This window comes from Burkholderia lata (assembly GCF_000012945.1).
Lineage (GTDB): Bacteria > Pseudomonadota > Gammaproteobacteria > Burkholderiales > Burkholderiaceae > Burkholderia > Burkholderia lata.
Genome location: NC_007509.1, coordinates 961,469 through 980,867, shown reverse-complemented (window position 1 = coordinate 980,867; position 19,399 = coordinate 961,469). Strand labels below are relative to the sequence as shown.

At 61.0% G+C, this 19,399-nt stretch carries 21 protein-coding genes and 1 pseudogene; 17 read left to right on the top strand and 5 right to left on the bottom strand.

The genetic code is table 11. The features are described 5' to 3' along the window. The first annotated feature begins 10 nt into the window (after window positions 1-10). The 7 genes from BCEP18194_RS04155 (at window position 11) to BCEP18194_RS04125 (ending at window position 6,842) form a co-directional block, all read left to right on the top strand. Window positions 11-673 carry an OmpA family protein gene (locus BCEP18194_RS04155; RefSeq protein ID WP_011350060.1) on the top strand — a complete coding sequence of 221 codons (663 nt, stop codon included), beginning with the start codon at window positions 11-13 and terminating at the stop codon, window positions 671-673. Window positions 674-929: 256 nt separating this feature from the next. Further along, window positions 930-1,820, top strand: a complete 891-nt coding sequence (locus BCEP18194_RS04150; protein WP_011350059.1) for a LysR family transcriptional regulator — start codon at window positions 930-932, stop codon at window positions 1,818-1,820. A 137-nt stretch (window positions 1,821-1,957) separates the two neighbouring features. Then, window positions 1,958-2,629, top strand: coding sequence for an epoxyqueuosine reductase QueH (locus BCEP18194_RS04145; protein ID WP_011350058.1), 672 nt, complete (start codon window positions 1,958-1,960; stop codon window positions 2,627-2,629). Between the two features lie 737 nt (window positions 2,630-3,366). Beyond that, window positions 3,367-4,350 carry a DUF1852 domain-containing protein gene (locus tag BCEP18194_RS04140; protein WP_011350057.1) on the top strand — a complete coding sequence of 328 codons (984 nt, stop codon included), beginning with the start codon at window positions 3,367-3,369 and terminating at the stop codon, window positions 4,348-4,350. Between the two features lie 27 nt (window positions 4,351-4,377). Further along, a complete protein-coding gene (locus tag BCEP18194_RS04135) occupies window positions 4,378-5,406 on the top strand; it encodes a methionine synthase (protein WP_041492490.1) in 1,029 nt (342 codons plus the stop codon). 267 nt (window positions 5,407-5,673) lie between these two features. Then, on the top strand, window positions 5,674-6,183 hold the full coding sequence (locus tag BCEP18194_RS04130) for a flavin reductase family protein (protein WP_011350055.1): 510 nt from the start codon (window positions 5,674-5,676) through the stop codon (window positions 6,181-6,183). 323 nt (window positions 6,184-6,506) lie between these two features. After that, on the top strand, window positions 6,507-6,842 hold the full coding sequence (locus BCEP18194_RS04125; protein ID WP_011350054.1) for a hypothetical protein: 336 nt from the start codon (window positions 6,507-6,509) through the stop codon (window positions 6,840-6,842). A gap of 287 nt (window positions 6,843-7,129) precedes the next feature. Here BCEP18194_RS04125 and BCEP18194_RS04120 read toward each other — a convergent pair whose 3' ends face one another. Next, a complete protein-coding gene (locus BCEP18194_RS04120) occupies window positions 7,130-7,318 on the bottom strand; it encodes a hypothetical protein (protein WP_041492650.1) in 189 nt (62 codons plus the stop codon). A 310-nt stretch (window positions 7,319-7,628) separates the two neighbouring features. Between BCEP18194_RS04120 and BCEP18194_RS04115 the strand changes: the two genes are divergently transcribed. From BCEP18194_RS04115 to BCEP18194_RS04075, 9 genes are all read left to right on the top strand, one after another. After that, complete coding sequence (locus BCEP18194_RS04115; protein WP_011350052.1) at window positions 7,629-7,844, top strand: DUF3820 family protein; 216 nt, start codon at window positions 7,629-7,631, stop codon at window positions 7,842-7,844. Between the two features lie 208 nt (window positions 7,845-8,052). Further along, complete coding sequence (locus tag BCEP18194_RS04110) at window positions 8,053-8,562, top strand: hypothetical protein (RefSeq protein WP_011350051.1); 510 nt, start codon at window positions 8,053-8,055, stop codon at window positions 8,560-8,562. Window positions 8,563-8,778: 216 nt separating this feature from the next. After that, the gene (locus tag BCEP18194_RS04105) at window positions 8,779-9,294 is read left to right on the top strand and encodes a hypothetical protein (RefSeq protein ID WP_011350050.1); all 516 of its coding nucleotides are present in this window, start codon (window positions 8,779-8,781) and stop codon (window positions 9,292-9,294) included. 104 nt (window positions 9,295-9,398) lie between these two features. After that, window positions 9,399-10,583: a c-type cytochrome gene (locus tag BCEP18194_RS04100; protein ID WP_011350049.1), complete on the top strand. Its 1,185-nt coding sequence runs from the start codon at window positions 9,399-9,401 to the stop codon at window positions 10,581-10,583. Beyond that, the gene (gene ctaD, locus BCEP18194_RS04095; RefSeq protein WP_011350048.1) at window positions 10,580-12,340 is read left to right on the top strand and encodes a cytochrome c oxidase subunit I; all 1,761 of its coding nucleotides are present in this window, start codon (window positions 10,580-10,582) and stop codon (window positions 12,338-12,340) included. The genes BCEP18194_RS04100 and ctaD overlap by 4 nt, the downstream gene beginning before the upstream one ends. Next, on the top strand, window positions 12,337-12,948 hold the full coding sequence (locus tag BCEP18194_RS04090) for a cytochrome c oxidase subunit 3 (protein ID WP_011350047.1): 612 nt from the start codon (window positions 12,337-12,339) through the stop codon (window positions 12,946-12,948). The genes ctaD and BCEP18194_RS04090 overlap by 4 nt, the downstream gene beginning before the upstream one ends. Then, complete coding sequence (locus tag BCEP18194_RS04085) at window positions 12,945-13,664, top strand: heme-copper oxidase subunit III family protein (protein WP_011350046.1); 720 nt, start codon at window positions 12,945-12,947, stop codon at window positions 13,662-13,664. The genes BCEP18194_RS04090 and BCEP18194_RS04085 overlap by 4 nt, the downstream gene beginning before the upstream one ends. Before the next feature lie 8 nt (window positions 13,665-13,672). Next, window positions 13,673-14,014 carry a cytochrome C oxidase subunit IV family protein gene (locus BCEP18194_RS04080; RefSeq protein ID WP_011350045.1) on the top strand — a complete coding sequence of 114 codons (342 nt, stop codon included), beginning with the start codon at window positions 13,673-13,675 and terminating at the stop codon, window positions 14,012-14,014. Between the two features lie 165 nt (window positions 14,015-14,179). Continuing rightward, window positions 14,180-14,500 (top strand): high-potential iron-sulfur protein, encoded by a 321-nt coding sequence (locus tag BCEP18194_RS04075; RefSeq protein ID WP_011350044.1) that lies wholly within the window; start codon window positions 14,180-14,182, stop codon window positions 14,498-14,500. Window positions 14,501-14,718: 218 nt separating this feature from the next. Here the strand turns inward: BCEP18194_RS04075 and BCEP18194_RS04070 are convergent, their stop codons facing one another. Beyond that, complete coding sequence (locus tag BCEP18194_RS04070; RefSeq protein ID WP_157687118.1) at window positions 14,719-15,321, bottom strand: immunity protein Imm33 domain-containing protein; 603 nt, start codon at window positions 15,319-15,321, stop codon at window positions 14,719-14,721. 312 nt (window positions 15,322-15,633) lie between these two features. After that, window positions 15,634-16,047, bottom strand: a complete 414-nt coding sequence (locus tag BCEP18194_RS41985; RefSeq protein ID WP_041492489.1) for a hypothetical protein — start codon at window positions 16,045-16,047, stop codon at window positions 15,634-15,636. A gap of 231 nt (window positions 16,048-16,278) precedes the next feature. On the opposite strand from BCEP18194_RS41985, the pseudogene BCEP18194_RS39160 reads away from it, so the two are divergent. Beyond that, window positions 16,279-16,464 (top strand): annotated as a pseudogene (locus tag BCEP18194_RS39160) (transposase); the annotation flags it as partial. A 568-nt stretch (window positions 16,465-17,032) separates the two neighbouring features. Here BCEP18194_RS39160 and BCEP18194_RS04060 read toward each other — a convergent pair. Both BCEP18194_RS04060 and BCEP18194_RS04055 read right to left on the bottom strand, forming a co-directional pair. Further along, window positions 17,033-17,326, bottom strand: a complete 294-nt coding sequence (locus tag BCEP18194_RS04060) for a GYD domain-containing protein (RefSeq protein WP_041492648.1) — start codon at window positions 17,324-17,326, stop codon at window positions 17,033-17,035. 841 nt (window positions 17,327-18,167) lie between these two features. Further along, window positions 18,168-18,977 carry an alpha/beta fold hydrolase gene (locus tag BCEP18194_RS04055; protein ID WP_041492488.1) on the bottom strand — a complete coding sequence of 270 codons (810 nt, stop codon included), beginning with the start codon at window positions 18,975-18,977 and terminating at the stop codon, window positions 18,168-18,170. Window positions 18,978-19,399 lie beyond the last annotated feature (422 nt).

Below are 19,399 nucleotides of genomic sequence, written 5' to 3'. Positions count from 1 at the left end.
GAGTAATCAAGTGAAAAACATCCATCTTGCCCTGCTGGCGTCCGTCGTTTCCCTCGCGGCCTGTTCGAGCGCATCGGGACCGACGTACAACGCATACGAACTTCAGCCGCGCGAAGGCATCCGGACCTTCCGCGTCGACTGCCACGGCATCCTGTCGAGCGCCAATACCTGCATGAAGGTCGCGACGCGCATGTGCGGCAACGAGGCCGTGCGTACGGTCGATTCCACGACGCCGTACCGCGACGGCGCCGATCCGCACTCGATCGTGTTTCAGTGCGGTGCGGCACCCGCGCCGGTCGCCACGGCGGCTGCGCCTGCACCCGCCGCGGTCGAAAAGGTAAGCCTGACCGGCGACGCGTACTTCGCGACCGACTCCGCCGTGCTGACGTCCGCCGCCACCGCCGCGCTCGACACGCTGCTGAACCAGCAGGGCGACAAACATTTCTCGCGCGTGGAAGTGGACGGTTATACCGACGCGACCGGCTCGGATGCGCACAACCAGGTGCTGTCGAAGCGTCGCGCCGATGCAGTCGCGGGGTATCTGCGCGAACACGGGCTGAAGGCGGAATCCTTCGCGGCGACGGGGCATGGAGAAACCAATCCGGCCGCATCGAACGAGACCGCCGAAGGGCGGGCGCGCAATCGCCGGGTGGAGATCTCGCTGCAGAAGTAAGACGTCGCCACCGGGTTGCCGCAGGCGTGGCCGTCGCAACCGGACGGCTCGCTTGCGGCCGCGGCGTTTCGCCCGCCCCGTACGACTCCGGTGCAAATTTCAGTTCACGTTTCGCGCGCGATGCGCGGAAGGCCGAGGGTGTGAATGGTGGCCGTGGGCTGCTCCCCACGCATCCTTGTACCGGCGGATCGCAACGGTACAAACGATGAAGTAGAATTGTTATATCTCAAAAAAATATGAATTTTACTCATCCATCATGCTTGATCGTATTCATTTGTCCATCGTGCAAGAGGTGGAAAAGCAAGGTTCGCTGACCGCAGCCGCAGGTGTCCTGCACGTGACGCAGTCGGCTTTGAGTCACAGCATGAAGAAGCTGGAACAGCAGCTCGGCACCGACATCTGGCTGCGCGAAGGCCGCAGCCTGCGCCTGACGCAGGCCGGCCAATACTTGCTGGCGGTGGCCAACCGGGTGCTGCCACAGCTGAATCTGGCCGAAGAACGCTTGCAGCAGTTCGCCCAGGGTGAGCGAGGCACCCTCCGCATCGGCATGGAATGTCACCCGTGTTACCAGTGGCTGTTGAAAGTCGTGTCACCTTACCTGGCCGCGTGGCCGGATGTGGACGTAGACGTCAAACAGAAATTCCAGTTTGGCGGCATCGGCGCGCTGTTCGGTTACGAAATCGACCTGCTGGTCACCCCCGATCCGCTGGACAAGCCGGGCCTCGTATTCGAACCGGTGTTCGACTACGAGCAAGTCCTGGTCGTTGCCGGTAATCACAAGCTGGCCAAGGAGGAATACGTCCAGCCCAAGCAGTTGAGCAACGAGGTGCTGGTGACCTACCCGGTGCCGGTCGACCGTCTGGATATCTACAGCATGTTCCTCACGCCAGCCGGAATCGCGCCCAAACGGCATAAGGCCATCGAGACCACCGACATCATGCTGCAGATGGTCGCCAGCGGTCGCGGCGTGGCTGCGCTGCCACGCTGGCTGGTGCTGGAGTACGCGGACAAGATGGATGTGGTGCCAGTACGGCTGGGTGAGAACGGCATTGCGAAACACATCTATCTGGGTGCTCGCGAGGCGGACGTGGGGACTGATTATTTGCGTGCATTCATCGAGCAAGCGAAGGGGCGTGGCGCGGCTTGATTCGTCCTGGCGGCGCAATCCATGAGTGCTGCTCATGGGAACATGAAAATATATCCATTTTCATTTGTCCCGGTCGGAGGCCACAATTCGCGGCTGCCCAGTTCGACGGACGCGGGTGTTATTTCAAGGGTTTTCTCATGGCATCCACGATCGAGCGCAAGCCGTTGGCGTTACCCGGCGGGCACAAGAAAGTGCTGCTGCATTCCTGCTGCGCGCCTTGCTCGGGTGAAGTGATGGAAGCCATGCAGGCGTCCGGCATCGACTTCACGATCTTCTTCTACAACCCGAATATCCATCCGCTGAAGGAATACGAGCTGCGCAAGCAGGAAAACATCCGGTTTGCAGAGCAATTCGGTATTCCATTCATCGATGCCGACTACGACCGCGACAACTGGTTCGAGCGTGCCAAGGGCATGGAAAACGAACCGGAGCGCGGCATTCGCTGCACCATGTGCTTTGATATGCGTTTCGAGCGCACGGCGTTGTATGCGCATGAACACGGCTTCCCCGTCATCACCAGCTCGTTGGGCATCTCGCGGTGGAAGAACATGCAGCAGATCAACGATTGCGGTGTGCGCGCGGCGTCGCATTATCCCGACATGCTGTATTGGGAATACAACTGGCGAAAAGGCGGCGGCTCGGCGCGCATGATCGAGATCAGCAAGCGAGAGAACTTCTACCAGCAGGAATATTGCGGCTGCGTCTACTCGCTACGCGACACCAATCGGCATCGTGTGGAAAGCGGCCGGGAACGCATTCAGCTGGGTGTGAAGTTCTACGGCGACGACGGCTCTGTAGTCGAATCCTGAGCGCGTCATCCGTACCCGGACGAGTGAGCAGCGCGGTTTGAAAGCGTCGTACCTTGGCAAGCCCGTGGTCGTGCCGCGTACCGTGTACCGTCGGGCGCCTGTCACGGAGCGCCGTGGCGCAGGCCTCGATGCTCCGCTGGAGCATCCGCGGCGACGCGAAACTGACCTGCGCCTCTTATCTGCCGCGATTCAGCACGGGATCGAACCGGTTTTCGGCCATTCCATTCGCCGTTCCTGATCCACGCCGTGAGGGGCGTCTCTTCCACGCGCGCCTCATTTCATGGTTTGCCGTCCGATTCAATCCGAAGCAAACGAACCCTCCTGTCGCGCAGGCATTCGCCAAGCACGCTCCATGACTTCGCCATCAGGCTTTCTGTCTGGCTGATCGCCGGAGCGGTCAAATCCTGCAAGCCAGGCCTCTGAGGCGGATGCGTCTGGACACGAGCGCGTTGGGGCATGAAGGGGCGTATCCGCGCAGCTGCCTTGGGCGGGCCATGACGCGGTGAATCGAGGGGCTGGCCTGCGGGCAAGCCAGCCGGCACGCTACATCATGAACGTGACTAATGGGTCGATGAGATTAATTCACTTTTTTTCATCGATGGCTCCGCATAGAATTTGTCTTCAATGCCGATATCGCAAAGATTTCTGAGCAAAGATCAGAAAATAAAATCGGAAAGCATCGAATAACCAAGGGATGAATCCAGTCTTCATCTCGGAAATCAGGGCGTCAGATCAAAATGAGTAAAGATTTTACTTTTTCCATCAAGCGCATTTGCTTCGATGAAGACTATCGTCCGTCAGACAGTACGCGTATCACGACCAACTTTGCCAACCTGGCCAGAGGGACGAGTCGTCAAGAGAACTTGCGCAACACATTCAGGATGATCGACAACCGTTTCAATGCCCTGGCGCATTGGGACAACCCTGAAGGTAATCGTTATGCCGTCAAGCTTGAAATCATTTCCGTTGAAATGAGCATTGACGGTGAAAGCGGTGGTAGCTCGCTCCCTTTGATCGAAGTATTGAAAACGAATATTGTCGATCGAAAGACCGGTGAGCGCATCGAGGGCATCGTAGGGAATAATTTCTCGTCTTACGTGCGGGACTATGACTTCAGCGTCCTGCTGCTGGAGCACACCAAGGACCAGGCCGAATTCAGCACGCCGGAGAATTTCGGGGATCTCCACGGGAAGTTGTTCAAGTGCTTCGTGAATTCAAGTGCCTACAAGGCCAATTTCAACAAGCAGCCCGTTATTTGCCTGAGTGTTTCGAGCAGCAAGACTTATCATCGGACCGCCAATCAGCATCCGGTATTGGGCATCGAATACTTGCAGGACGAATACTCGTTGACTGACGAGTACTTCAAAAAAATGGGGTTGAAGGTACGCTACTTCATGCCGCCGAACAGTGTTGCGCCTTTGGCTTTCTATTTTTCCGGCGACCTGCTTGGCGATTACAGCGATCTCGAGCTGATCGGCACTATCAGCACGATGGATACGTTCCAGAAGATTTACCGGCCAGAAATTTACAATGCGAATTCCGCAGCAGGGAAGTCCTATCAGCCAAGCTTGAAGCACCAGGATTTTTCGCTTACTCGAATTGTTTACGATCGGGAAGAACGCAGCCGGCTGGCTATCGAGCAGGGAAAGTTTGTCGAAGAGCACTTCATCAAACCGTACCACGCTGTTCTTGAGCAGTGGTCCGCTAACTACGCTCTTTGATTCATCAAAAACACAAGGTCATCTACTGTGAAGAAATTGCTACCGACTTCTACTGCTGGCAGCTTGCCCAAACCCTCCTGGCTCGCACAGCCCGAGACACTGTGGTCACCCTGGAAATTGCAGGATGAGGGGTTGGTCGAGGGCAAGCAGGATGCGTTGCGTTTGTCATTGCAAGAGCAACAACATGCAGGCATCGACATCGTCAGCGACGGCGAGCAAACACGCCAGCATTTTGTGACGACGTTTATCGAGCATCTCGACGGCGTCGATTTTGCGAACCGCAAGACCGTTCGAATTCGTGATCGCTACGATGCAAGCGTGCCGACGGTCGTCGGTGCCGTTGCTCGACAAAAGCCGGTTTTTGTTGAAGATGCCAAGTTCTTGCGCCAGCAGACCAAGCAACCCATAAAGTGGGCGCTGCCAGGCCCGATGACCATGATCGATACGCTTTATGACGATCATTACAAGAGTCGCGAAAAGCTGGCTTGGGAGTTCGCAACGATCCTGAACCAGGAAGCCAGGGAGCTGGAGGCTGCCGGCGTCGATATCATTCAGTTTGACGAGCCCGCCTTCAACGTCTTCTTTGACGAAGTGAACGAATGGGGCGTTGCGACCCTGGAGCGGGCCATTGAAGGTCTCAAGTGTGAGACCGCCGTGCATATTTGCTATGGCTATGGCATCAAGGCCAATACGGATTGGAAAAAGACGCTGGGGTCGGAGTGGCGGCAGTACGAAGAAGCCTTCCCCAAGCTGCAAAAATCCAGTATTGGGATGGTTTCGCTGGAATGCCACAATTCGCATGTTCCAATGGAACTGATCGAGCTCATTCGAGGCAAGAAGGTGATGGTCGGGGCCATTGATGTCGCAACCGATACCGTTGAAACGCCCGAGGAAGTCGCCAACACGTTGCGAAAAGCCCTTCAGTTTGTCGATGCCGACAAGCTTTATCCTTGCACCAACTGCGGCATGGCCCCGTTGTCCCGTGCAATCGCACGAGGCAAGCTCGAAGCTTTGAGTGCAGGCGCAGAAATCGTCCGACAAGAACTCTCGAGCTGATTCCGAGCTAACGCGGGAAGTGATGCTCGGGAGGATTGAGGGCGGTGCAGATTTCAGGGAGTGTCTCGCGGAGGCGCCCTGATTCTCTTCGAATACGCCTCGGTTGCCCGAGTATCCAGTTGAAGCAAGGATCCTTGCCGACTTCGATTGATCCGATAAGCGCAGGCAGGCCCGTACGTTGTTTCTTTCTGATCGAAAAGGATCGGGCGGCGACGTGGACGGGTTTGCTTGCGCTGATCGAGCCGCACCCAGCATTCAGTATCTACCATGTCACTTTCCAGCACGGCCATCGAGCCATTGAGCTTTCGCGAAGCGCTCGGGCATTACGCATCCGGCATTACGGTCATTGCATCACACGTCGAGGGCGAGCCGGTTGGCTTCACTTGCCAGTCGTTCCATAGCGTGTCGATGAGCCCGCCGCTGGTGTCATTCAGCGTCATGTCCAGTTCGGGCAGCTATCCAAAAATTCGCCAGGCAGGTCGATTCGTCGTCAATATCCTGTCAGACGAACAAGTCAGGATTTCCAATCAATTCGCTCAGAGAGGCACGGACAAGTGGCACGGAGTCGAATGGCGAGCGTCGCCGCTGGGTAACCCGATCATTGCCGGCAGCCTCCATTGGCTTGATTGCGAAATCTACGCCGAGCACGCCGCGGGTGATCACCTGATCGTGATTGGTGAAGTGAAAGCGTTGAACCTGCAAGAAGCGGCTGCTACGCAGCCATTGCTGTATTTCAAAGGGCAATATCGCAACATCGCCGCGCATGGCACGGTTTGAGCGTTGACCTCCATCGGGCTCTTTGACGCGTCAATCGACGGAGCGCGTGATCCTCTCCGTGCGTTCGCCCGGCGTCGGAGCAAACGCGCCACTGAATACTCCCGTCAAATGGTGAGCCGGGTGGCGATCACGCCTGGTATTCCGTCGGTCTCGAGCGGAACCGCCAGTGCCAGGCATTCGAAGGAATCCAGAGGACGTCGGTGGCTGGCCGCTGCATGCCTGTCGAGCGCGCACATTTGATTCGACGCAAGCGCGCAGTAATTGCGCCTCCCAGGTTCGCAATGGCGAGTACACTGAAAATGCCCTAGAAACAGGAGAATGCGATGATCGACGCTGGCCCCCAAAGCACCTTCCGAGGGCTGCCGCTGACCGTGGAGCAGGACGCGGAAGTGAGGCACTACATCAAGGATCGGACTCGGCGTGGGTTGCCATGGGACACGTCGGAGTTGAGCGCGATGCTCAAGGACATGCTGCAACCCCCGGGCGACCTCGACGATGATGGCGATGGTGACGGCGATGCTACCACCGCGCCAGACGAAACCCGAGCGGCTGCCGAGCGCGCGACGGCTTCGATTGACGAAGCGATGGACCCCATCGAGGCGAATGAGGAGTGGAATGCGGCCATGGAGTCGGAGGGCATGAAAGGGCCCAGACGATAAAAGCGGCGCAGCGACACGCCGGTTTCCGGTAGCGTCGCATACGACGCGTGCGCGCCGGATGCCAAGCGTTTCAGGAACGGCACGTTCCGCGTTGCGCATGCGCTGCGTCGTACTGGATACGGCACGACTGCCGACGCACACGGCGACCCCCTCGCGCGCATCCCGACACGCAATCCGTCCGCTCGCAGGTTATTTCGGACGCAGCCTACCGTGGCACCCATGTTGCATGGCGCCAGCGGAACTGCGAGCCGCATCTCATTGCCAAGCGCCCGGCAGCGGGCGCCATGTCAGTGTTTGAGCACGCAGACGGCCACGATTTCGTATCCGGGGTCGGCATGCACGTGCGCCGTCTTTTCCGCTTCCTCATACGAATGAAACGACGTGGCATCTTCAACCGCCGGTGCCATGCCGATATCGCCATCCTCGGCGGTGCAAAGGAACTGCTCGCCGGTCTTCACGACGTAGACGGACAACATGATTCCCTCCATCGTTTGCAGGGGGGGAATTCCAGTCTAGCAGGCCAGAAAAGGGGCGCAGGCGGTTTGCAGCGTCCTTTCTGCGAGGTCTCCACGGGAGGCATTCCGCCTCGATGTCCGTGCGTCATGCCGGTCTACTCATCCGTCTTCGCCAGGGCTTGATCCGACGGGTAATCGGCTAACACTCGCCGGACGCGAGCGATGGCCATCAACCCGATTCGGCCGCCCGTGAAAGACCGGATTCACGACCTACAGTCGGCCGGAATGGCTCGGCACGCGACAGGACCGAAAAGCCGTGCACAATACCCGCATGCAAAATCCAGACCTCGAACACCTCGTCACCGTCACCATGCCCTTTGGAAAGTACAAGGGCCGGCTCATTGCCGACCTGCCGGGGCCTTACCTCAATTGGCTGGCGCGCGAAGGGTTCCCGCGCGGCGAAATCGGCCGGCAGCTTGCGCTGATGCACGAGATCGATCACAACGGCCTGCGGGACTTGCTGGCGCCGTTGCGCAAACGCGGATAACGTCAATCAGGGGCGAATGCCACGGGCTCCCGCATCGATCGACCGTGATCGACGATCCCCCTCTCTCCAGCCACATCTGCGAAGCGCGCTGAATACACGCATGCGACCCCGGCGCTGGCCCGCGCGCACCTGGCGCGTCTCCGTTGCTGACATAGAATAGAAAACAGTCCCTTGAGGACGAGTTGATGGCAAGAAAAGGGGTGCCATTATGAGACGCCTTTATTTCCTCGTACCCGATACGCAGATGGCGAAGGCCATCGTCGACGATCTATTGCGCGCACGCATCATCTGGCGCCATATCCACGTTCTCGCCGACCACAGCGTCACACTCGATCAGTTACCCGAAGCATCGTTGCTGCAAAGCAGCGATGTCGTGCATGCGCTCGAGCGCGGCGTCGCGCTCGGCGGCGCGGCCGGTGCGCTGATCGGCCTCGTCGCGCTGGTATTTCCGCCGGCGGAGCTCGTGATCGCGGGCGGCGCCGTCGTCGGGTTGACGTTGGCCGGAGCGGGTTTCGGGGCGTGGACCGCCGCGATGATCGGCATCGCCGAGCCGAACGCGCGACTCCAGCGATTTCGCGAGGCCATCCAGGAAGGCCAGATCCTGATCATGGCCGACGTGCCGGCATTGCGAGAGCAGGAAATCGAAGAGATGGTCGCCCAGCATTTTCCGAAGGCGGACCTGGAAGGCGCCGAACCTACGTCACCGATCTTCCCCTGACGCGCGACAGCAAGCCGGCCTGCCCGCCCCCTGCGTTCATCGACGCGTGTCGTCGAGCGCTCGGCCGCGACCGCGAGCCGCGCTCGGAGCGGGTCGTTCGCACGTTGCACAGGCAACCCTGCTCGCCATTCCGAATCGCGCAAGAGACGCAGGCCCGACCCGCGTGACGCCTTCGGAACCGAAGCGCCGACGTCGAACCGTCGGCAAGGAGGTCGTATGGAACTGCACATTCAATCTCACCATTGGGAGCGTCGTACGCCCGACTGGGTCGCCGCTGCCGTGGCCGGTCTCGCGGGCGGTGCGCTGGTGATCGCGCTGGAATTCGTCTGGTCGACCCTCGTGCTCGGCTCGAGCCCGTGGCAACCGACCCACAAGATCGCAGCGATGGTGATGGGCCGCAGTGCGCTCGGCCAGATGACGCAATTCAACCTTGAGATCGTGGCGATGGCGCTGCTGCTGCACTACGTGCTCGGCGCGATCATGGGGATGATGCTCGCCGCGATCATGGCGCCTTTCCGCTTCGATTCGAGCCTGGGCATGGAAGCCGCCATCGGGCTGGCGTTCGGGATCGTCGCGTATGGATGGAACTTCTACGTGATGACGGCCGTGTTCCCGTGGTTCATCTCCGAGCGGGGTTCCGGGCCATTGCTCGCCAACCTGTTGTTCGGCGTGGTGGCGGCCATCACCTACGGCAGGCTGGAGCGATTGCGCAAGCAGAACGCGGACGACTGACACATCGCGTTTCCCGCCGCGCCGAGCCTGACCACGCGGTGCTCGCGGGAGACACGGAACCTGGTGTCGGCGGCTCCGGCGAGTGACATGCAGCGAGGCGGCCTATGGCCCTTGCGATTGCCCTGGTCCTGATCATCGTGTTGGCGGTGGGGTTTCACTTTGCCAGTCCGTGGTGGATCACGCCGATCGCGTCGAACTGGGTGCGCATGGACGACATGCTGACGATCACGCTCGTCATCACCGGCGCATTCTTCATCGCCATCAACCTGTTCATCGTGGTCGCGCTGGTGCGCTATCGCCACCGCAGCGGGCACCGTGCGGCCTACGAGCCACACAACCGGAAACTGGAATGGTGGCTGATCGGCCTGACCGTCGTCGGCGTGGCGGCCTTGCTGGCGCCGGGCCTGTTCGTCTACGCGGACTACATCCGGCCGCCGCGCAACGTGCTGCAGATGGAAGTGCTCGGCCAGCAATGGCAATGGCGCTTCCGCTTCGCCGGCCCCGGCGGCAAGCTGGGCACGACCGACGTGCGCTACATCAGCAACGACAACCCGTTCGGCCTGAATCCCGCCGACCCCAACGGCCGTGACAACTACCTGATCGAAAGCCCCGAGGTGCACCTGCCGCTCAATCGGCCGATCCAGGTTTTGACACGGTCGCGCGACGTGCTGCACGACTTCTACGTGCCGCCGTTCCGCGCGCGGATGAACATGGTGCCCGGCATGGTGACCACCTTCTGGTTCACGCCGACCAAGGCAGGGCGCTACGACATCCTGTGCGCGCAGCTCTGCGGGATCGGGCACTCCGGCATGCGCGGCGTGGTGGTGGTGGAAGACGAAGCCGCGTTCTCGCGCTGGCTGGCGCAGCAGACCACGTTCGCGCAGCAGCAGATGGCCCATGTACAGGCCGCACCGGCCGCTGCCGGCGGCAGCGCGCAGGCGCTGGCCAACCTGGGCAAGACGCTCGCGGCGGCCAAGGGCTGCGTCGCCTGTCATACCGTGGACGGCAGCCCGCTCGTGGGCCCGACCTGGAAGGGCCTGTACGGCAAGACCGAAACGATGGCCGACGGCAGCACCGCGAAGGTGGACGAAGCCTATCTGCGCGCGTTCATCCGCAATCCGACGGCGCGCGTCGTGAAGGGCTTCTCGCCGATCATGCCGCACTTCGATTTGAGCGAGCAGGAACTGACCGCGCTGGTGGCCTATATCAAGGCGCAAGGCGCGCCGCCCGCCAGCACCGCGGCCCAGCCCGTAGCGGGGCAGACGAAGCAGACGGAGCAGACGCCATGACCTACGCGCACACCGACCACGTCCCGCACAGCTTCTGGACCCGCTATGTGTGGAGCCAGGACCACAAGGTCATCGCCGTGCAGTACGCGCTGACGGCCATTGCGATCGGCCTGGTCGGCCTCGTCCTGTCGGACCTGATGCGGCTGCAGCTCGGCTTTCCGGGCAAGTTCGCTTTCATCGATGCGAACCACTACTACCAGTTCGTCACCATGCACGGAATGATCATGGTGATCTACCTGCTGACGGCGCTGTTCCTGGGCGGCTTCGGCAACTACCTGATCCCGCTGATGCTCGGCGCGCGCGACATGGTGTTCCCGGTTCTCAACATGCTGAGCTACTGGGTCTACCTGCTGGCCGTGCTGGTGCTGGTGTCGAGCTTCTTCGTGCCGGGCGGGCCGACTGGCGCCGGCTGGACGCTGTATCCGCCGCAGGCGATCCTGCCGGGCACGCCGGGCGTGGAATGGGGCATCGTGCTGATGCTCGTGTCGCTGGCGATCTTCATCGTCGCGGCCACGATGGGCGGACTGAACTACGTGACCACCACGCTGCAGGCACGCACGCGCGGCATGACGCTGATGCGCATGCCGCTTACGGTGTGGGGCATCTTCATCGCGACCATCATGGCGCTGCTGGCGTTTCCGGCGCTGTTCGTGTCGGCGGTGATGATGCTGTTCGACCGGACGCTCGGCACCAGCTTCTTCATTCCGGCCGTGGTGTCGATGGGGCAGACGCTCAAGCATGCCGGCGGCAGCCCGCTGCTGTTCCAGCACCTGTTCTGGTTCTTCGGGCATCCGGAGGTCTATATCGTCGCGCTGCCGGCCTTCGGTATCGCGTCGGATCTCATCAGCACGCACGCACGCAAGAGCATCTTCGGCTACCGGATGATGGTGTGGGCGATCGTCATCATCGGCGCGCTGAGCTTCGTGGTCTGGGCGCACCACATGTTCATCGCCGGCATGAATCCGTACTTCGGCTTCTTCTTCGCCACCACGACGCTCATCATCGCCGTCCCGACCGCCCTCAAGGTCTACAACTGGGTGCTGACGCTGTGGCGTGGCGATATTCACCTGACCGTGCCGATGCTGTTCGCGATCGGCTTCATCAGCACCTTCGTGCTGGGCGGGCTGACCGGGCTTTACCTCGGCAACGTGAGCGTGGACATTCCGCTGTCGAACACGTATTTCGTGGTCGCGCACTTCCATATGGTGATGGCCGTGTCGCCGATCCTCGTGGTGTTCGGCGGCCTCTATCACTGGTACCCGAAGGTGACGGGCCGCATGCTCGACGACACGCTCGGGCGCGCGCACTTCTGGATCACGTTCGTTGGCACCTATGCGATCTACTTCCCGATGCACTATCTCGGCATCCTCGGCATGCCGCGGCGGTATTACGCGTATCAGGGCTACAGCTTCATTCCGCATTCGGCGCAGACGCTCAACACGTTCATCACGATCGTCGCGCTGATCGTCGCGGCGGCGCAGTTGCTGTTCCTGTTCAACCTCGCGTGGAGCCTCGGGCACGGCAGGCGTGCGGACGGCAACCCGTGGCGGGCCACCACGCTCGAATGGCAGACGCCGCAAACGCCGCCGGTGCACGGCAACTGGGGGCCGACGCTCCCCGTCGTCTATCGCTGGGCGTACGAATACAGTCCACCGGGGCAAGAGGAAGACTTCGTGCCGCAGAACCAGCCGCCCGCGACGACGCCCGAACCTGAAGCGCCCCATCCGACGCTGCACCCCGGCGAGGCACACAAATGACCACGCTGCCGCGCCCCTTCGTTCCTGACGCGCCACCGGGCTTGTCGAATGCGGGCCGCACGGGGCTGGCCGTCTTCATGGCGGTGGCGACGACATTGTTCTCGCTGCTGCTGCTCGCCTATGCGATGCGCATGCGCGAATCCGACTGGCAGCCGATCCCGCATCCGGCGCTGCTGTGGTGGAACACCGGCGCGCTGGCGCTGGCCAGCCTCGCGATGCAGCGTGCCCGGCAACTCACCATGCATCGCACGGCATGGCTGGTGAGCGGCGGCGTGCTGGCGGCCGTGTTCGTGATCGGGCAACTGACCGCCTGGCACATGCTGTCGGCGGCCGGGGAGACCGTCACCGTCAATCCGTCCAACAGCTTCCTCTACCTGCTCACCGGCCTGCACGGAGTGCATGTGCTCGGCGGGCTGGTGGCGTGGGCCGCGACGATCGCGCAGCTCCGGCGCGCGGACCCGTTCCGGGCCCGTCACGCCATCGCGCTGTGCGCGCTCTACTGGCATTTCCTGCTCGCGGTCTGGCTCGTGCTGCTGGCGGCGATGTGGTGGCTGACCCCCGGGATCGTCGCGGCCCTCTGCGGGCCGCTGTATGGAGCCGCGCCATGACCGCGCCTACGGCCCACACCGAATCCGCGGCCGAATCGCCTGCGGCTTTGACCGCCGACGCGCGGCCCGATGGGTGGCGCGGCATCGTCACGGACTGGTCGTCCGACCGCGAAGCCTTCAGGGTGCCGTGGGGCAAGGCGATGATGTGGATCTTCCTGCTGTCGGACACCTTCGTCTTCAGCAGCTTCCTGATCGGCTACATGACGGTGCGCATGTCGACCACGGCGCCGTGGCCCGATACCGCGAAGGTGTTCGGGCTCAGCGTGGGCGGCGTGGAAGTGCCGTTGCTGCTGATTGCGATCATGACGTTCACGCTGATCAGCAGCAGCGGCACGATGGCGATGGCCGTCAACTTCGGCTACCGGCGCAACGCACGGCCCGCCGCCGCGCTGTTGCTGGCGACCGCGCTGCTGGGCGCGACTTTCCTGTCGCTGCAGGCGTTCGAATGGAGCAACCTGATCTTCCGTGAAGGGATCCGCCCGTGGGGCAACCCGCTGGGCGCGGCGCAGTTCGGCGCGTGCTTCTTCACGATCACCGGGTTCCACGGCTTTCACGTGACCTGCGGCGTGATCTACCTGTTGCTGATCGCGCGCAAGATCCTGCAGCCGGGGTTCACCGAACACGGCAACTTCCAGATCGTCGAGATCGCCGGCCTGTACTGGCACTTCGTCGACCTGGTGTGGGTGTTCATCTTCGCGCTGTTCTATTTGTGGTGAGGCAGGCCATGGAACACACCGATCCCGCCGATCGACCCGACGCCGCGCACGGCCAGCAGCATCCGATCGGCCTCTACCTGAAGATCTGGGGCCTGCTGTTCGTGCTGAGCACGTTCTCGTACCTGGTCGACTACTTCAACGTGCAGGGCGTGATGCGCTGGGTGCTGATCGTCGTGCTGATGATCGCGAAGGCCGGGCTGATCGTGTCGATCTTCATGCACATGATGTGGGAGCGGCTGGCGCTGGTGTACGCGATCCTGATACCGCCGCTGAGCCTGCTCGTGCTCATGGTGTTGATGGCGGCGGAAGCGCATCACACGTTCGGGATGCGGGAGCTGTTCTTTCGCTGATGCCGTCGCCAGTCGTGGGTCGTGCGGCGGCGCGATGGGCGCTACGCATCAGGGGGCGCGGTACGTGCGTCATCGGCGGACGCCGTTTCGGAGCGGACGGCATCGCGTCATCGGGGAACGACGCTTCCCGGACATCCGTTCACGCAAACCTGAAGGGAGGATCCCATGAAATTTTCACGCCGACGTTTTATTGCCGTCACCACCGTTCTCGCCTCCGCGCTCGCCGTTGGCCGCCGCGCGGCGGCGGCAGATGCCGGTGCCGGTGTCGTGCAGGAAACCGATGCCAATGCCCAGGCGCTCGGCTACAAGACAGACGCCAGCCGGGTCGACCATGCGAAGTACCCGAAATTCCAGGCGGGCGAGGCCTGTGCGAACTGCCAGTTCTTCCAGGGCAAGGCCGGCGCGACGACGGGGCCGTGCGCGATTTTCGGCGGCAAGCAGGTCAATGCGAAAGGCTGGTGCAACACCTACACGAAAAAGGCGTAGCGAAGGAGGGGGGGCTGGCGAGTCGCGGTCTTGCTCATTCAGTGCCACGACGGTGTCGGGATTCACGCTTTCCAGATCCTTCGTGGCAGGTTGATCTCGCGAGTGCTTGTACGCAACCTCGCCGTCGCGCGCTGAGTCTTTACTTCTACGCGGGCCGTTCGCCCAGACCTTTGTGGCGGTAGCCGACCCGGAGCGGACAGCGCGCCCCTCCAAAGCGGTCACTTGGCGACACGTCGCGGCTTGAGCCTATTCAACGCGTCGAGATACGATCCGGGCGCCGGTTGAATTTCGCCACCAGCGTCCATCACGCGAATGGTCGAACCCGCGACGACGACTTGCAGGCCTGACGGCAACGCAAGGAACTGGATCAGGTCCGGCCTGTTCACGCCCAATTGATAAAGTGAAATCTTGACGTACCGTGACGGGTCCTGTGAGCCCGCTTCGTCATCCGGATCGGTGAGCGTCCAACCGGAGTCGGTTTCACGAGCCGGGTAGCGAGTCAGCAGCACGCTACCCGCGCCCTTGTAATCGACATGTACCACTGCACTTTGCAGAAGTGACGGAAAGTCAGGTTCCTGGGCGGGCGCTACGCTTGCCGCCATATCTCTCTGATTGCGCAGGTGCTTGAGCGTACTGTCGACGGAGTCGATAAATTCGATTGGAATCGCCCTCATATCGGGCTCCATGATTCGCAGGGCACCTTCCTCCGCGGCCTCGAGCATCGTGACCATCCAGCCGATTTGTAACGTCTCGCCGGCGCGGAATCGTTCGCCTCCCGCAACACTTTGCTCGAGGAATTGCAGCAGCCAGCCGATGTCCACTGCGGGAATCGTGCGATCGGAAACCCGAATCTGAAACTCTGGATGATCGAACCGTTTGCAATGGACGGTTCTATGCACCGGACCGGTTGACTGCTCCGTTGCCTGCATCGAACTCGGCGATCGAAATAATGAGCGGAAGATCATGGTTCGCACTTTTTTTGAATGAGAGGCGATCGGCGACGGTCCATCCGGCTATGTTGAACGCCCGCGCCTGGCCATCGCGAATTCCGGTTGTCCATGCACGGCCTCCGGATCATGAAGCGTCGCTTCACCGGGGAGTCTCTTTTCGTTTGGCCCGGCAGGTTCAGAAAGTCATCGGACTGGCTGTCCGAAAACCCGAGTCCACACCGCCCGAATGCGTCGCGCGCGGTCTTCGAAGAGATATGACGCCGCAAGCGTAAAGGCACCTGAAATTGCCCCTGTCACGATGTGCTCGACATAGGGGATACGGTAGTGACTCGAGTGCGAGTAGGCGTCGCCCAACGTTGTCAGGACGCCAACGACCAGCGCATTGCCGTATCGATGCGCGTAGAGTTTCGCCACAGGCGTGAAAGTCAGAAGGACAGCCAGGAGTCCAGTAAGCAGACCCGTATGAAATGCAATAGTCCAGTGGGCAAGGCTCGTGATATTTCCCCAGCTCCCCGGCATGCACGTCATGCACGCACTGGTCGGCTGCCAGAAACGCTGGACAAACAGTCTGACGCGGTGCTTCCACTCGGTTGACATGATGCATTCCCATCAATGCCGTCGCCACGGCCGGTGCAGCCACACGTATCGTTGAAGCAGTTTGAACGCCTTTGCGAGCTCGCCGCCGTCGTCACGGGTGGGCGGCTGTGTGCCGTAGAGGCTTGGCAATAACCTGGACATGGGGGAATACTACTCCACGCTTGGACGGCCGCTGTTTCGACCGAGAACGGAGTTCAACGCTTGTGTCCATCGGTGCGGCCCCGTCCGGGGCGCGCATCGAACGAGAACACAAATGGGCTCCTGAGACAGTATTTCCCCAAGGGGGCCGATCTCTCGGCCTATTCGCAGGCCAAGCTCAACGCAGTAGCCAGACGGCTCAATGAGCGTCCACGAAAGACACTAAACTTCGATACACCGGCTGAACGATTTCATCAATTCGTTGCACCGACGGGTTGAATCCGCAGCGCTAAACGGTCGCTCGGTACGGCCACTCGTGGACAAGTATTCGGTGCGGACACCCATCGTCTTGCCGATACGGCGGCGATCTGCGATCGCGTTTCTCGCCGGCCATGTCGAACGTCAGCACGTCAGCGCCAGAGTTCACCTGAGCGGCGACCGACGCGGGCATGAATACAGCCTGACTGCGGGCCGGCGATGGCATCCATGACTAGACGGATGATTGCGAGCGTTTCGACGCGAGGTGCGAGGCTGCTGGCAGCGACTCGGTTACCGATGTCGCGCAGGGAAGCTGCCCGCTCACTACAACCTTCCCGTTCAAGCGGCGTCGTTCCTTGTCGTTGATCGACCTCCGGGAGCGTAGCTGCGCAGGCACCTGGCCCATGTCGAGGCGCGCGAGAATGGCGTCACGCTACACGCTTGCGCCCCGCATCGTTGGCCTTTGCCTGCGCTTGGCTCCTGGCTCGTGAGCCATACCTGCAACGCCACGATACGACGGCAACCGGCCAGCTTTCAGGACGCCCGTTTCATCTCTGTCGATGGCGGTTGCATCTCGCGCGTCAAGGTTTCACTTCATTCCGCCGACGATTCGCTCCATTTCCGCCTCGCCGAAAGCACGCATACTGACGGTTCGAACATTGCCCAATTGCGCCACCATCAGTCCCAGCCGCGTCGCGGTTTCGTCGTCGGGCGCATCGAGTGTCGCGACGATGTCGTAAGGCCCAAGTGTCCAGTTGAGCGAACTGACGGTGACGCCCATCGCCTTCGCCCCTTCCTGAAACGATTTCGCTCGCTGGACCGTGTCCTTCACTGACTGCATGCCTTGATCGGTCCAATTCATCAACACGATGTATGTCGCCATATTGCCTCCGATGGTTAAGGAGTCCATCCACGTTCTCCCGCCCATACACGGGACGAACTTCACCGACCGGCCTCAAGCTTTTGAGGCAGGTGCAGTTTTCGTTTACCCCGGGATTTGTCGGACATGTGCGTTGCTGACGCACGCATGCCCTTGATAAATCGGCAACGTAAACAGTATAGAAAGCGAATCAGCCGCCAGCGGGCCAATGAATGCGTTGTGTGCGATACCCGCGTCGCCGCGGATCGCATGTCATGTCAGCGCATGTATCGAAGTGAAGAGAATGAGCGCAATCGAAATGGTGGAACCGGGTTACTCAGTGCACCGCATGACGCGCGGCGAGGTTCATCTCGTGCTCGCGACCGGCGCAGGGTGCCGGCCTTTCGAGAAATCTCTCGTCAACACGGCGCTTGAGCGATGCGCTACCGTCGACGTCCAACGACCGTTTGCGCAATATGCGCCGACGTCCGGGCGTCCTGACCTCGGAACTCGCGAGTGACTCGTCATGGCCGAATCCAGTCGGCTGCCATTGCGCCGGTTCGCGGCGGGGGCAAACCGACCCTGAGCGGTGGAGCCAATCGATACAAAATGGTCCCTCGAGCCTGTCCCGGTCAAACCGGTTCGCATACCCGCGCCTTTTTGCGGCACGGCTCCTGAACGGGATGAATCTGATGAATCTTTCGATCGGGTCGAGCGACGGTACAAGGCGAGTGTCGCGAAGGCGATGCAACGTCGCATGGTGGACGCCTGCTAGCCTTCACATGGGTGACCTGGTTGACAAGGCCTTTCCGCGCGGGGGTATCTTCGTCAGCGTTTCGCTACTTACTTCCCCCATTGCCAAGCATCACAGTGATCCGATGAAATCCACGATCCTACCCGTGACTTCCTCTGGCCGTTCAAGGCTCGGCAAATGGGCGGTACCTGATATTGGGTGGAAGATACCGTCAGATACGGTATTCGCGACGTAGCGACTACGCTCCTGAATGCCGGGAAGGTCAAGCTCCCCGCACATCACCAATGTCGGCACTGAAATTTCTTCGAGTCGCCCATACGCAATCGGTGCATCCGTGTTCATGCCTGCCGGGGGCAAACCGAGAGCGACAGCGTTCATCTCATCAAACAGCTTGCGGGCTTTACCGTTCACGCGCCCTTCGTGCTGAAGCGGGCCGTCAAGCCAGAGACGCGTGCGTATCGCAATGGCTTCTTCAAAATGGCTGCTGGCCTCGGCGTCTGCTAAACGGGCAATCAAATCGTCAACCTGCGGCGCATGGACCATTTTCGGCGCGCCGGTCACATTCGGCGCAACTAGAACAAGCGCGCGAACATGTGACGGATATCGAAGCGCTGCGTCGAGTGCAATGCCCCCGCCTTGAGAGCAGGCAACCAGTATTGCAGGAGCGCCGTTTGACACCGACTTGATAACGGCGATCAAATCTTCAACGGAAGAATGGCTCTCTGCTTCAGCAGTAGTTTCTCCAAAGCCTCGTCGATCATAGGCAATGGCTTGGAGAGTCGCGCCTGTTTCACGCATCTGGTGGCCCCACATCCGGCGGTCCGCGACGCGTGCGTGCAAAAACACGATCGGGTCTCCACTGCCGACGACTTCGGTCGCCAGCGCGGCGCGACCGGAGGTGACCAGAATGCTGTTCTTCATGAGCTGTCCGATATCTGAGAATGGGCTGAACACCCGATGTGCGGGGCGTTTCGTTTCCGGCGTCAAACGGGCCGGGCTCGGGTGAAGCTCGCCCTATCCGACTGACGGCCTTGCAAAAGTTGCAGGTTTCCCACCAGGAGTGCCGATTGAACGACGCGTGTGCCGTGTTTGCGGAGCAAGGTAGCATCAAAGACTCTCGCGCGCAGTCGGCCGAGGTCGCGGCGGCGGCCTAGGCCACAAGCAACCTGCAGCAGCAGGGAAACCATCAGATGTCGAACGTTCCGAAATAACTGGACTTTGCCGTCCGGCCTTTCCCGATCCTCCCCATTTCGCCTGCCACCTTGCATCGGGTCTCAATCGCCGTGGCCAGGAATGACGGACCGCGAGCGCATCGGGGCATGCGCCATGTCCAAACCGGGCTC

Bases quoted from the DNA above. Each gene is read 5' to 3' on its own strand.
- BCEP18194_RS04150 (WP_011350059.1), top strand. From the start codon at position 930: ATGCTTGATCGTATTCATTTGTCCATCGTGCAAGAGGTGGAAAAGCAA.
- BCEP18194_RS04145 (WP_011350058.1), top strand. From the start codon at position 1,958: ATGGCATCCACGATCGAGCGCAAGCCGTTGGCGTTACCCGGCGGGCAC.
- BCEP18194_RS04140 (WP_011350057.1), top strand. From the start codon at position 3,367: ATGAGTAAAGATTTTACTTTTTCCATCAAGCGCATTTGCTTCGATGAA.
- BCEP18194_RS04130 (WP_011350055.1), top strand. From the start codon at position 5,674: ATGTCACTTTCCAGCACGGCCATCGAGCCATTGAGCTTTCGCGAAGCG.
- BCEP18194_RS04125 (WP_011350054.1), top strand. From the start codon at position 6,507: ATGATCGACGCTGGCCCCCAAAGCACCTTCCGAGGGCTGCCGCTGACC.
- BCEP18194_RS04120 (WP_041492650.1), bottom strand. From the start codon at position 7,318: ATGTTGTCCGTCTACGTCGTGAAGACCGGCGAGCAGTTCCTTTGCACC.
- BCEP18194_RS04115 (WP_011350052.1), top strand. From the start codon at position 7,629: ATGCAAAATCCAGACCTCGAACACCTCGTCACCGTCACCATGCCCTTT.
- BCEP18194_RS04110 (WP_011350051.1), top strand. From the start codon at position 8,053: ATGAGACGCCTTTATTTCCTCGTACCCGATACGCAGATGGCGAAGGCC.
- BCEP18194_RS04105 (WP_011350050.1), top strand. From the start codon at position 8,779: ATGGAACTGCACATTCAATCTCACCATTGGGAGCGTCGTACGCCCGAC.
- BCEP18194_RS04100 (WP_011350049.1), top strand. From the start codon at position 9,399: ATGGCCCTTGCGATTGCCCTGGTCCTGATCATCGTGTTGGCGGTGGGG.
- ctaD (WP_011350048.1), top strand. From the start codon at position 10,580: ATGACCTACGCGCACACCGACCACGTCCCGCACAGCTTCTGGACCCGC.
- BCEP18194_RS04090 (WP_011350047.1), top strand. From the start codon at position 12,337: ATGACCACGCTGCCGCGCCCCTTCGTTCCTGACGCGCCACCGGGCTTG.
- BCEP18194_RS04085 (WP_011350046.1), top strand. From the start codon at position 12,945: ATGACCGCGCCTACGGCCCACACCGAATCCGCGGCCGAATCGCCTGCG.
- BCEP18194_RS04080 (WP_011350045.1), top strand. From the start codon at position 13,673: ATGGAACACACCGATCCCGCCGATCGACCCGACGCCGCGCACGGCCAG.
- BCEP18194_RS04075 (WP_011350044.1), top strand. From the start codon at position 14,180: ATGAAATTTTCACGCCGACGTTTTATTGCCGTCACCACCGTTCTCGCC.
- BCEP18194_RS41985 (WP_041492489.1), bottom strand. From the start codon at position 16,047: ATGTCAACCGAGTGGAAGCACCGCGTCAGACTGTTTGTCCAGCGTTTC.
- BCEP18194_RS04060 (WP_041492648.1), bottom strand. From the start codon at position 17,326: ATGGCGACATACATCGTGTTGATGAATTGGACCGATCAAGGCATGCAG.
- BCEP18194_RS04055 (WP_041492488.1), bottom strand. From the start codon at position 18,977: ATGAAGAACAGCATTCTGGTCACCTCCGGTCGCGCCGCGCTGGCGACC.